The sequence below is a fragment of the Enterobacter sp. PL_is514 genome (genome assembly GCF_055816715.1).
In genome coordinates this window covers 42,674-54,356 of sequence record NZ_JBVPGN010000028.1, presented here as the reverse complement: position 1 = coordinate 54,356, position 11,683 = coordinate 42,674, and the positions used below count along the sequence as shown (strand labels likewise).

At 57.2% G+C, this 11,683-nt stretch carries 9 protein-coding genes; 3 read left to right on the top strand and 6 right to left on the bottom strand.

Annotated features, from left to right (window positions below; all coding sequences use genetic code 11):
- The first annotated feature begins 12 nt into the window (after window positions 1-12).
- Complete coding sequence (fghA, locus tag AC0TNG_RS06525; RefSeq protein ID WP_248165242.1) at window positions 13-840, top strand: S-formylglutathione hydrolase; 828 nt, start codon at window positions 13-15, stop codon at window positions 838-840.
- 99 nt (window positions 841-939) lie between these two features.
- Here the strand turns inward: fghA and cirA are convergent, their stop codons facing one another.
- From cirA to yieE, 3 genes are all read right to left on the bottom strand, one after another.
- Window positions 940-2,910 (bottom strand): catecholate siderophore receptor CirA, encoded by a 1,971-nt coding sequence (gene cirA / locus AC0TNG_RS06520; protein WP_473713325.1) that lies wholly within the window; start codon window positions 2,908-2,910, stop codon window positions 940-942.
- Window positions 2,911-3,134: 224 nt separating this feature from the next.
- Window positions 3,135-4,604 (bottom strand): amino acid permease, encoded by a 1,470-nt coding sequence (locus AC0TNG_RS06515; RefSeq protein WP_024908170.1) that lies wholly within the window; start codon window positions 4,602-4,604, stop codon window positions 3,135-3,137.
- A gap of 169 nt (window positions 4,605-4,773) precedes the next feature.
- Window positions 4,774-5,640, bottom strand: coding sequence for a DNA-binding transcriptional regulator YeiE (yieE, locus tag AC0TNG_RS06510; RefSeq protein ID WP_024908171.1), 867 nt, complete (start codon window positions 5,638-5,640; stop codon window positions 4,774-4,776).
- A 97-nt stretch (window positions 5,641-5,737) separates the two neighbouring features.
- Here yieE and AC0TNG_RS06505 point away from each other — a divergent pair, with 97 nt between their 5' ends.
- Both AC0TNG_RS06505 and nfo read left to right on the top strand, forming a co-directional pair.
- Entirely contained in the window at window positions 5,738-6,784 is a 1,047-nt protein-coding gene (locus AC0TNG_RS06505) for a YeiH family protein (RefSeq protein ID WP_473713324.1), read from the top strand.
- Between the two features lie 64 nt (window positions 6,785-6,848).
- Entirely contained in the window at window positions 6,849-7,706 is an 858-nt protein-coding gene (nfo, locus tag AC0TNG_RS06500; RefSeq protein WP_473713323.1) for a deoxyribonuclease IV, read from the top strand.
- 47 nt (window positions 7,707-7,753) lie between these two features.
- Here nfo and fruA read toward each other — a convergent pair whose 3' ends face one another.
- The 3 genes from fruA to fruB are packed head-to-tail and all read right to left on the bottom strand — an operon-like array spanning window position 7,754 to window position 11,524.
- A complete protein-coding gene (fruA, locus tag AC0TNG_RS06495; protein ID WP_473713322.1) occupies window positions 7,754-9,439 on the bottom strand; it encodes a PTS fructose transporter subunit IIBC in 1,686 nt (561 codons plus the stop codon).
- A gap of 16 nt (window positions 9,440-9,455) precedes the next feature.
- Window positions 9,456-10,394 carry a 1-phosphofructokinase gene (gene fruK, locus AC0TNG_RS06490; RefSeq protein ID WP_023312480.1) on the bottom strand — a complete coding sequence of 313 codons (939 nt, stop codon included), beginning with the start codon at window positions 10,392-10,394 and terminating at the stop codon, window positions 9,456-9,458.
- Window positions 10,394-11,524 carry a fused PTS fructose transporter subunit IIA/HPr protein gene (gene fruB, locus AC0TNG_RS06485; RefSeq protein WP_473713321.1) on the bottom strand — a complete coding sequence of 377 codons (1,131 nt, stop codon included), beginning with the start codon at window positions 11,522-11,524 and terminating at the stop codon, window positions 10,394-10,396. Before fruB ends, fruK begins: the two co-directional genes overlap by 1 nt.
- Window positions 11,525-11,683 lie beyond the last annotated feature (159 nt).

Below are 11,683 nucleotides of genomic sequence, written 5' to 3'. Positions count from 1 at the left end.
AAGGAGCCCTGCATGGAACTGCTCGAAGAGCACCGTTGTTTTGAAGGTCGACAGCAGCGCTGGCGGCATGACTCCACCGTCCTGAACTGTGCGATGACGTTCAGCATTTTCCTGCCGCAGACGGAAAATCCACCGGTTCTGTTCTGGCTTTCCGGCCTGACCTGCAACGACGAAAACTTCACCACCAAAGCGGGCGCGCAGCGTATTGCCGCCGAGCTGGGCATTGCGCTGGTGATGCCAGACACCAGCCCGCGTGGCGACGATGTGGCCGACGATGCCGGATACGACCTGGGCAAAGGCGCCGGGTTTTATCTCAATGCGACCGAGCAGCCCTGGGCGCGCCACTACCGCATGTATGATTACCTCCGCGATGAACTTCCTGCGCTGGTGCAGTCGCAGTTTGCGGTCGGCGAGCGCTGCGCGATCAGCGGCCACTCAATGGGCGGACACGGGGCGCTCATCATGGCGCTGAAAAATCCGGGGAAATACGTCAGCGTGTCGGCATTTGCACCGATTGTGAACCCAACACAGGTGCCGTGGGGGCAGAAAGCCTTCACACACTATCTGGGTGAGGATGCGGAAAAATGGCAGGCATGGGACAGCTGCGCGCTGATGCTGGCCAGCAGCTCAGAAAATGCTATCCCGATGCTTATCGATCAGGGCGATGCGGATCAGTTCCTCGCCGGACAGCTGCAGCCTGCGGTGTTTGCTGAAGCCGCGCGCCAGAAGGACTGGCCGCTGACGCTGCGCATTCAGCCGGGATACGATCACAGCTATTACTTTATTGCCTCCTTTATTGAGGATCATCTCCGCTTCCATGCGGAGCATTTGTTCGGGTAAGTGCGGGTGATTGCCGGGTGGCGGCTTCGCCTTACCCGGCCTACATTCGCTGATTTTGTAGGCCCGGTAAGCGAAGCGCCACCGGGCATAAAGGTTACATCAGAACTTATAATCCACGCCGACAAAGTAGCGACGGCCATCTTCCGTGTAGCTGTAATCGTCGCGGCTCAGATCTTTGTCCAGCAGGTTCTGCACGCCCGCACGCAGCTTCACGCTTTTCGTCGCCTGCCACGCGGCGCCGGTATTCCAGATGACATAGCCACCCGGCGTTGGTTCACTGCTGGTCAGCGCGCGTTTCTCACCGGTGTAGTTGCCCTGAACATAGAACGACCAGTCCTGCGTCGCCTTCCAGTCAACGATCCCGTTGGCGGTGTGGAACGGCAGATCGGACAGCGGCTTGTTGCCGCCGTTGCTGATATCACGACCGTCGTTGTAGGTGTAGTTCAGCGTCACTTTCCAGTCGTCCGCCAGCGGGAATTTCAGCTCGGTCTCCACCCCACGGATGCGCGCCTTGTTGACGTTGTAATAGCGGAATATCGGTTCACCGTCAGCATTCAGGCCAACGTAGTTAGGGTAGCTCTGCGCCTGCTTCGCATTGGCCGTACGGCTGATGCTGATGCGGTCATCGACGTTATTCTGGAAGGTGGTCACGCTGGCCTGCACGCCCTCTAACCAGCCCTCTTCCCCGCTGTAGTAGAGACCTAACTCGAAGCTCTCGCTGGTCTCTGGTTTCAGATCCGGGTTACCGACAATCTCACAGGCACCTCGGCACGAGCCGGTGACCCAGTCCGGGCTCAGCTGCAGCAGTGACGGCGCTTTAAACGCGGTCGCCCAGCCCCCTTTCACCGTTACGGTATCGGTCGCGTTGTAGACCAGATAGGCGCGCGGGCTCCAGTGGTCGCCGTAGGTATCATGGTCATCCATACGGATGCCGGTGGTCAGCGCCAGAGGTTCAAAGAGACGCCACTCATCTTCAAGGAACAGGGCATACTGGCTTGTCGACGTACTGCTGCCGGAACCGCCCGTCAGGTTGACCGGATCCTTCAGCTTATCGTGACGCCATTCGCCGCCGAAGGTCATCAGCTGGTTGATGTCGCCCAGCGGCAGCACGTATTTCCCGTCCACCGCGTTGCTCTCGGAGGTGATCGGATTGCTGTTGCCCGGGTTTTTGTTATCTACCTTTTCGCCGTAAACCTTCAGCTCGCTGTTGCCGACGCCCCAGCGGCCGTTGTGGCTGAGAGAGTAGTTCTGACGTTCAAGGCGGTTTTTGTCGAGGGAATCCGAGTCACGGTCCTGACGGTCGAAACCGTAGCCCGCCGTAAAGTCATGATTTTCAGACGGCGTCCAGGCGAACTCCACATTCGCATCGCGGCGGGTGTTGCCCTCAATGCGCGGCGTTTCACCGCTCGCCGTGGTAGAGGACTTCTGCTGACCGTCTTTCTCACGCTTCGCGAGGCTACCGTAGGCTTTCAGCCCCAGCAGGCCGTCCACCAGCGGACCGCTGGTATAGAATTGACCGTTGTAGGTGTCTCCACGGTCGCGATGTTCCTGAATTGTGGAATCGGCGCTCAGGGTACCCGTCCATTTCTGGCCGATTTTCTTGGTGATAATGTTCACCACGCCGCCCAGCGCATCGGAGCCGTAAAGAGAAGACATCGGGCCGCGCACCACTTCAATTCGTTCGATGGCGTCAACCGGCACCCAGTTGAGGTCGAAATCATTATGGCGGAACACCGCGTTACGGGAATTGACGCGCTTGCCGTCAATTAGGATCAGCGTGTAGCTGCTGTCCAGTCCGCGAATACTTACCCCTTTACGGTTGTCCCCTTCGCTCGTGAGCTGCACGCCCGGCACATCCCGTAACACATCTTTCAGGTTCTGAACGGGTTTGCGCTGCAAATCTTCCTGGGTGATGACGCTGATGCTTGCCGGTGCGTCTTTCAGGTTTTGCTCGGTCGCGGAGGCCGTGATAACCATTGTGTCGCCGGATTCCGCTGCGATAACAGGCAGGGCCAGGGACATTGCGGACGCGCAAAGTCCTCCCCTGACGAAGGGATTCAACCTAAACATTCCATATCTCCATGAGGTAAATACAACTCAATCAAATCATCATTGCTCACAGCGTCTTCCCTGCCGCCCACATCTGCGGTGGGTCGGTAGCACGCTTATTTTTGATAACGATAAAGCAAACGATAATTATTATCAATTGAATTGTTAAGAAATATATCTTTGTTTCAGAATGTGGGAATAAAAAAGCCCGCTCAAACGAGCGGGCTAATAGAGAGGAAGTGCGGTTATTGTTTAAATCGTTCCGGGAATTCCATTTCACTGTAGCGAACGAATTTTGTTCCTTTCGTCAGCTTGTAACCAAACCAGATGACGAGGAACAGCGGAATACCAATGTAGGTCGCCGTGACGGCGCCCCAGTCAATGGTGTCCGCCAGGAACGCTTCATAGTTCTGTCCAAGCGTAATGATCAGGCACAGAATGAAGGCGAAAATGGGACCCAGCGGGAAGAAGCCGGAGCGATACGGCAGCGAGTTAATATCGTGACCCTGTTTGACGAAGCCACGGCGGAAACGGTAGTGGCTAATGGCAATCCCCAGCCAGGCAATAAAGCCCGTCATTCCGGACGTGTTAAGCAGCCACAGGTACACCGTCTGGTTGCCAAACATAGAGGTCAGGAAGCACAGACCGGCAATCACCGTGGTGGCATACAGCGCGTTACGCGGTACCCCGCCACGGGACAGCTTCGCGAAGATACGCGGGGCTTTACCGTCGCATGCCAGCGTGTAGAGCATACGGGTGGACGCGTACATCCCGGAGTTACCGGCTGAAAGCACAGCGGTCAGGATAACGGCGTTCATCACTGCCGCAGCAGAAAGCAGACCGGCGTGCTGGAAGACCAGCGTGAACGGACTGACGCTAATATCTTTAACGTCATTACGCAGCAGGCTGGGATCGGTGTACGGAATGATCAGGCTGATAATGAGGATCGCGAACACGTAGAACAGCAGGATACGCCAGAAGACCTGACGAACCGCGCGCGGAATATTTTTCTCAGGGTTCTCTGACTCACCGGCAGCGATACCAATCAGCTCGGTCCCCTGGAAGGAGAAACCGACAATCATCGCCACGCCAATCATCGCCGACAGTCCACCGGCAAACGGCGCATCACCTGTTGTCCAGTTACTCCAGCCCGCAGGTTCTGCGCCTTTGAAAATACCAACGATCATCGCCACACCGACGACGATAAAGATGATGACGGTTGCCACTTTGATCAAAGAGAACCAGTATTCCGCTTCGCCGAAACCGCGCACGGAGATGTAGTTCAGCAGGAAGATGACGGCCAGGAACAGGGCGCTCCAGATCCAGCCCGGCGTATCCGGGAACCACCAGTTCATTACCAGCTGCGCGGCGACGAGGTCAACGGCGATAGTGACCGCCCAGTTGTACCAGTAGTTCCAGCCCAGCGCGAAGCCAAAGCCTTCTTCAACGTATTTTTGACCGTAGGTCGAAAACGAACCGGATACCGGCATGTACGCGGCCAGTTCGCCGAGACTGGTCATCAGGAAGTACACCATCAGGCCAATCAGGATATAAGAGAAAAGTGCCCCACCCGGGCCGGCTGCCGAAATCGTTGCGCCAGAGGCAACGAAAAGACCTGTACCGATTGAGCCTCCAATGGCGATCATCGTCAGGTGACGCGCCTTGAGTTCACGACGTAGCGTGGGCGCTTCTGTGGTTTTAATTTCTGAAACCATATGAAAATGCTGTCCATTTAATAAATGAGGCGCGATTGTAGCAGACGATCCGCGTTCCTTCCGGCAGAAATACTCAGTTATAAGAGAGCTTCATGACTCGGCCAGGATTATAAGTAAAGCATAATTTTTCCCTCTCCCCTTTGGGGAGAGGGTCAGGATGAGGGGAAGATTACATCTCGCAGTAGCGCAGAAAACGCTGCAGCGAGCTGGAAAGGTGTTTCTGACGATGATGAATGCACCACAGCGTGCGCACCAGCTTCGGCAATGGAACCGGGATTTCAACCAGCGACCCCGTTTCCAGCTGTTCGGCAATGACGCGCCGGGAAAGACAGCTGATCCCCAGGCCATGACGCACCGCGTGCTTGATCGCCTCAGAGTTCCCCAGCTCCATCCCTAGCTGGAAATGCGGCAGATGGGAAAGCAGCAGATAATCGACAATTTCACGCGTGCCGGAGCCCTGCTCGCGCAGGATCCACTGCGCCTGCGCCAGGCGCTCCAGCGTCACCTCGCCCTGCAATAACGACGAGGCCGGGGACGCAAACACCACCAGCTCATCTTCCAGCCAGGGCTCGGCAATGATATCGACGTTATGGCAGGGTCCTTCGATGAGGCCGATATCCACGCGGAAATCGATCACCGCGTTGATGACGTCCTGGCTATTGCCCACGCTCATCTCCAGCGGCAGAGTCGGGAAATCCCGGCGGTAGCGGGCAATCACTTCCGGCAGGATGTAGTTCCCGATGGTGCTGCTGGCATAGACGCGGATCGCGCCGTTGTCTTCGCGGAACAGCTGTTCGATTTCGATAGCCTGCTCCAGCAGCGCCAGCGCGCGTGGATAAAGAAGACGACCGTGCTCGTTCACCACCAGACGCTTCCCTACCCTGTCGAAAAGCTGCACGCCCAGCTGTCCTTCAAGATCGGTCAACGCCGCGCTGACCGCAGACTGCGAGAGCGCCAGCATTTGTGACGCCTGGGTCGTCGAGCCGCTTTTTAGCACCTCGGCAAACACTTCCAGCTGACGCAATGTAATGTGCATGGTTGCTTACCACTTATATAGATTGATTATAAGTATATAATCAATTTTATTTTTAAGCCAGAGCGCCGTAACCTTTAGCCAGACAAAGGAGAAGGTTATGTCAGAAATCACCTTACAACATCATCGTACAGTGTGGCACTTCGTGCCGGGTCTTGCGCTCAGCGCTGCGGTCACCGCCGTCGCGCTATGGGGCGGCAGCATCCCGGCTATCGCAGGCGCGGGTTTTAGCGCGTTGACGCTGGCCATTTTGCTGGGCATGGTCGTGGGTAACACCGTTTACCCGCATATCTGGAAATCCTGCGACGGCGGCGTAATCTTTGCCAAGCAGCATCTGCTGCGTCTTGGGATCATTCTTTACGGCTTCCGTCTTACCTTTTCGCAGATTGCGGATGTGGGTGCGAGCGGGATCGCCATCGACGTTCTGACCCTGACCAGCACCTTTTTACTGGCCTGCTTTATCGGCCAGAAAGTGTTTGGCCTGGATAAGCAAACCAGCTGGCTGATCGGTACGGGGAGCAGTATCTGTGGCGCCGCGGCGGTGCTGGCAACAGAGCCCGTCGTTAAAGCCGAAGCCAGCAAGGTGACCGTGGCGGTAGCGACGGTGGTGATCTTCGGTACGCTGGCGATTTTCCTCTACCCGGCCATGTATCCGCTGGTTGCCCACTGGTTTAGCCCGGAAACCTACGGCATCTATATCGGTTCGACCATGCACGAAGTGGCCCAGGTGGTCGCGGCAGGACACGCCATTAACCCGGACGCCGAAAACGCAGCGGTGATTGCCAAAATGCTGCGCGTGATGATGCTGGCCCCGTTCCTGATTTTCCTGGCCGCTCGGGTTAAGCAGCTGGCACCGGCAGACAGTAACCAGAAGAGCAAAATCACCGTTCCGTGGTTTGCGATCCTGTTTATCGTGGTGGCGATTTTCAACTCCTTCCACCTGCTGCCGAAAGCCGTTGTCGATATGCTGGTAACGCTGGATACGGTACTGCTGGCGATGGCCATGGCGGCGCTGGGTGTCACCACACACGTCAGCGCGCTGAAAAAAGCCGGTGCCAAACCGCTGCTGATGGCGCTGGTGCTCTTCATCTGGCTGATTGTCGGCGGCGGTGCCATTAACCTCGCGGTGCACAGCCTGATGGCATAAACCATCTCGTCCTTCTCCTGTTAACCCGTTATCATAGACGTTTCGGGTTAGCAGGAGTTTTTATATGAAATATGTTGGAGCGCACGTCAGCGCTGCAGGTGGCCTTGCAAATGCCGCCATTCGCGCCGCCGAAATCGAGGCGACCGCTTTCGCCCTGTTCACCAAAAACCAGCGCCAGTGGCGCGCCGCAGCGCTCACCACTGAAGTGATTGATGATTTCAAAGCTGCCTGTGAGAAGTACCACTACGGGCCAGGCCAAATCCTTCCCCACGACAGCTACCTGATCAACCTCGGTCACCCGGTTGAAGAGGCGCTGGAAAAATCCCGCGAGGCGTTTCTTGATGAAGTACAGCGCTGCGAACAGCTGGGGCTGACGCTGCTGAACTTCCATCCGGGCAGCCATCTGATGCAGATCGACGAAGATGCCTGCCTGGCGCGCATTGCTGAGTCCATCAACATCACGCTGGACAAGACCAAAGGCGTCACCGCGGTGATTGAGAATACCGCCGGTCAGGGCAGCAACCTCGGCTTCAGGTTCGAACATCTGGCGGCGATTATCGACGGCGTGGAGGATAAATCCCGCGTTGGCGTGTGCATTGATACCTGCCACGCGTTCGCCGCCGGCTATGACCTGCGCACCACCGAGGCAACGAAAAACACGTTTGATGAGTTCGAGCGCATTGTGGGCTTTAAGTACCTGCGCGGCATGCACTTAAACGATGCAAAAAGTGCGTTCGGCAGCCGCGTTGACCGCCACCACAGCCTGGGCGAAGGCAACATTGGCCACGATGCGTTCCGCTTCATTATGCAGGACGCCCGCTTCGACGGTATTCCGATGGTGCTGGAAACCATCAATCCGGATATCTGGGCAGAAGAGATTGCCTGGCTGAAGGCACAGCAAACCGCTGAACAGGCGGCATAAAAAAAGCCGGGTGCGTAATGCAACCCGGCTTTTTTGTTGTTTATCGCTTACGCTGCTTTTGCCACGACTTCCGTTTCCGGACGTTTCAGCACTGCGTAAGAGAGACCCGCCACCAGCGTACCGGCAACAATCGCCAGCAGGTAGCCCAGCACCGGCGTGATAGCGCCAGGGATCAGCAGCACGAACAGACCGCCGTGTGGTGCCATCAGCTTCGCGCCAATCGCCATGGAGATTGCCCCCGTTACCGCGCCACCCGCGATACAGCAAGGCAGTACACGCATTGGGTCACGGGCCGCGAACGGAATTGCCCCTTCGGTGATGAAGCACAGACCCAGCACCAGCGCCGCTTTGCCGCCTTCCTGCTGCGCTTTATCGAACTTACGACGGGCAATAATCGTCGCCAGGCCGAGCGCCAGAGGAGGCACCATACCGGCCGCCATGATGGCTGCCATTGGTGCGTAAGTCTGGGTACTCAGCAGGCCAACACCAAAGGCGTACGCCGCTTTGTTCACCGGACCACCCATGTCGGTACACATCATGCCGCCGAGGATTGCACCCAGCAGAACCGCGTTTGCGGTACCCATGGTTTGCAGCCAGTGGGTCAGACCCGCCAGGATGCCAGCAACCGGCTTACCAATCAGGTAAATCATCGCCAGACCGACCACCAGGCTGGAAATCAGCGGGATGATCAGGATCGGTTTCAGCGCTTCCATACTCTGCGGCAGCTTGAGCTTCGAGCTGATCAGCTTCGCGACGTAACCGGCCAGGAAGCCCGCGATAATCCCGCCGATAAAGCCAGAACCCGTGCTCACGGCCAGCATACCGCCGATAAGGCCCGGCGTCAGGCCAGGACGGTCAGCGATGGAGAAGGCAATAAAGCCCGCCAGTACCGGCACCATCAGAGCGAAGGCTGAGCCACCGCCGATCTGCATCAGCGCAGCCGCCAGCGTCCCTTGTTCTTTAAACGCGGTGATACCAAACGCGAACGAGAGAGCGATACACAGACCACCCGCCACCACCATCGGCAGCATGTAAGACACGCCGGTCAACAGATGGCGATAGGCGCCCGCAGACTCTTTCTTACCTTCTGTCGCGGTTTGACGCGCGCCGGTTGCCTGATACGGCTTCGCTTCTACCAGCGCTTTATCAAACTCCTGCGCGGTCTTTTTCAGCGCCAGGCCGGTAGATGTACGGTACATTGGCTTACCGGCAAATTTCGCCAGGTCCACTTCGATATCCGCCGCCACGATCACCAGATCGGCCTCAGCCACTTCTTCTGGGGTGATAGCGTTGCCGGCACCGACGGAGCCACGCGTTTCAACTTTTACCCACCAGCCGCGTTTTTTCGCTTCGGTTTCAATGGCTTCAGCCGCCATAAAGGTGTGAGCCACCCCCGTCGGGCAGGCCGTCACCGCCACAATGCGTTTCGGGCCCGTGGCCGCAGCCGGTGCCGTCGCGACAGGCGCGCTGTAGACAGACGCATGACCTTTCGCTTCGCTCAGGAACAGTTCCGGGTGTGCCACCGCGCGATTAATATCGCCCAGCCACACTTTTTTGCCGTTCAGCGCACTGTCAGCCGGGATTTTGTCGCCCAGGACAATGGCCAGTTCTGCATCGCCTGGATTATCGATAATCTCCAGATGTGCTTTTTGTGCCGCCGCGCCCAGCAAGGTCTTCGCCATATAGGCGCGAGCCTGTCCGAGACCGGAGTCAATGATCAGCAGCGTTTTCATTATTCCTCTCCTGCTGTTAGTTAAAAGGTTTTAAGTCAACGCGCGCCATCATCGCGGCTAACTGGGTACGATCGGTAATACCGACATTGCTCTGGCTGACGGCCAGGGCAGCAACGGCAGTGGCAAGACGTAAGGTATGTTCACTGGATTCCCGCATCAGCAGACCATAAATCAGGCCGCCAACCATGGAATCCCCTGCGCCAACGGTACTCACAACCTCCATTGACGGCGGTTTGGCGATCCATTCGCCAGACGCGTTAACCCACAACGCGCCTTCTGCACCAAGCGAGATCACCACGTGAGCGATACCCTGCTCGCGCAGCGCATGGGCAGCGTCAATTACATCTTTTAATTCTGGCAGCTTACGACCTGCCCAGATCTCCAGCTCGCGGCGATTCGGCTTCACCAGCCACGGCGAGGCTTTCAGGCCCGCAACCAGCGCATCGCGGCTGCTGTCAAAAATGATGCACGGGCACTGGCTGCGCAGGCGCGTCATCCAGTCGGTAAACGCTTCCGGGCTCACGCCGGACGGCAGGCTGCCGCTGACGCAGACCATGTCAAACTGACCGAGCCAGGTCAGAGAATCGTTAACAAAACGCTCCCAGTCTGACGGCGTCACTTCGAAGCCAGAGAAGTTCAGATCGGTCACTTCTCCGTCTTTCTCCGTCAGCTTAACGTTGATGCGGGTACGGCCTTGAACAATCTGAAAACGGTTGGCAATGCCCAGCTCGCTGAACAACTGCTGAAAACCATCCTGGTTATCTTTACCGAGGAATCCGCCCACGGTGACGTCGATACCGAGATCCTTGAGCACTTTCGCGACGTTAATCCCTTTACCCGCAGCATGCAGGCCAGTGGTACGCACGAGGTTGACTTCGCCGCGCTCAATTTCCGGGCAAAATCCTACCAGGTCATAAGCCGGGTTCAGCGTAATAGTCGCAACACGTCTGCTCATTATGCGCCCTCCCCCAGACCCGCCGCGATGGCATCGCCAATCGCTTTCAGCGCCTGTTCAGCATCCGCACCCTGCGCGGTGAAACGCAGACGGTGCCCTTTCTTCACGCCCAGCGCGACAACTTTCATCAGACTACGGCCGTTGGCCGGTTTGCCCGTGCCATCAAGATTCGCCACGGTGATCTCACTCTCGAATTGTTTAATGGTATTCACCAGCATGGTGCCCGGACGGGCATGCAGGCCGTGCTCGTTACGTACCACGAACTCAGCGGTCTGCACGTCTTCAGTCGGTGCATCATCACTGGTCAGCAGCGCCAGCACGGTGGAGGCATCAGCGTTCAGCAGTTTTTCAGCTTTGTTGTTCAGCAGCAGATCGCCCAGACGCTTCAGCACGGAAACCGGCTGTTCATCGTTCATCGCCACGGTCACCAGCATGGCTGCAGGCTCGCCTTCTACGTCAAACGCATTGGCCGCGCGGCTCACGGCGATAGCGCTGCGAAGGTTGCCTTCAGCACTGTCGTTCAGCCAGATACCCTGACCCAGATTCAACGGTTTATCGTTAATCACGTGCGTCACAAACGTGGCATCCGCCGCGCCGGCTTCTTTCAGACGGCCCGCGTTCAGCGCCTGCAGCGTCACCAGATCGGAGGCAATCACATCCAGCGTCAGCGTTTCATTATCCAGTTTCAGCGCTTCGCTCTGTTTTTCGCCCATCAGCAACGCACGCAGCTCTTCAGCTGTGGTGGCGGACTTAAGCTGTTCAGCCACATCGTCATCGCTCAGGACATGCGTCAGCTGACGCAGCAAGCCCAGGTGTTCGTCGCTGCTGGCCGCGATACCGATAGCCACATAGGCCACCTGACCGTCGCCCCAGAGCACGCCCTGCGGGAACTGATAAACCTTAACGCCGGTTTTCAACACCTGATCGCGGGTATCGGTTGTGCCGTGCGGAATGGCAATGCCATTGCCGAGGAAGGTTGAGGTCTGCTGCTCGCGCGCCAGCATGCCGTTGACATAGCCGTCCGCGACGTTACCCGCCTGCACAAGCGCAGCGGCAACCTGGCGAATAGCCTCTTCTTTATCCCCGGCCTGAGCGCCCGGGTGGATATCCTGAACAGATAACTGGAACATGGTTTTCCACTCCTGCTGAACTTGAATCGTTTCAGCTTTAATGAGAAAAAATGCGCTAGCCTGCTCCGTTTGTTAAAACAAGATAGCGCTGAAACGTTTCAAAAAGTCTTGCGCTTTCTGCAATGTCTTGCAAGTAAACTCGTATTTCCGATCTCAGAA

Coding starts and splice junctions, on each gene's coding strand:
- fghA (WP_248165242.1), top strand. CDS start 13: ATGGAACTGCTCGAAGAGCACCGTTGTTTTGAAGGTCGACAGCAGCGC.
- cirA (WP_473713325.1), bottom strand. CDS start 2,910: ATGTTTAGGTTGAATCCCTTCGTCAGGGGAGGACTTTGCGCGTCCGCA.
- AC0TNG_RS06515 (WP_024908170.1), bottom strand. CDS start 4,604: ATGGTTTCAGAAATTAAAACCACAGAAGCGCCCACGCTACGTCGTGAA.
- yieE (WP_024908171.1), bottom strand. CDS start 5,640: ATGCACATTACATTGCGTCAGCTGGAAGTGTTTGCCGAGGTGCTAAAA.
- AC0TNG_RS06505 (WP_473713324.1), top strand. CDS start 5,738: ATGTCAGAAATCACCTTACAACATCATCGTACAGTGTGGCACTTCGTG.
- nfo (WP_473713323.1), top strand. CDS start 6,849: ATGAAATATGTTGGAGCGCACGTCAGCGCTGCAGGTGGCCTTGCAAAT.
- fruA (WP_473713322.1), bottom strand. CDS start 9,439: ATGAAAACGCTGCTGATCATTGACTCCGGTCTCGGACAGGCTCGCGCC.
- fruK (WP_023312480.1), bottom strand. CDS start 10,394: ATGAGCAGACGTGTTGCGACTATTACGCTGAACCCGGCTTATGACCTG.
- fruB (WP_473713321.1), bottom strand. CDS start 11,524: ATGTTCCAGTTATCTGTTCAGGATATCCACCCGGGCGCTCAGGCCGGG.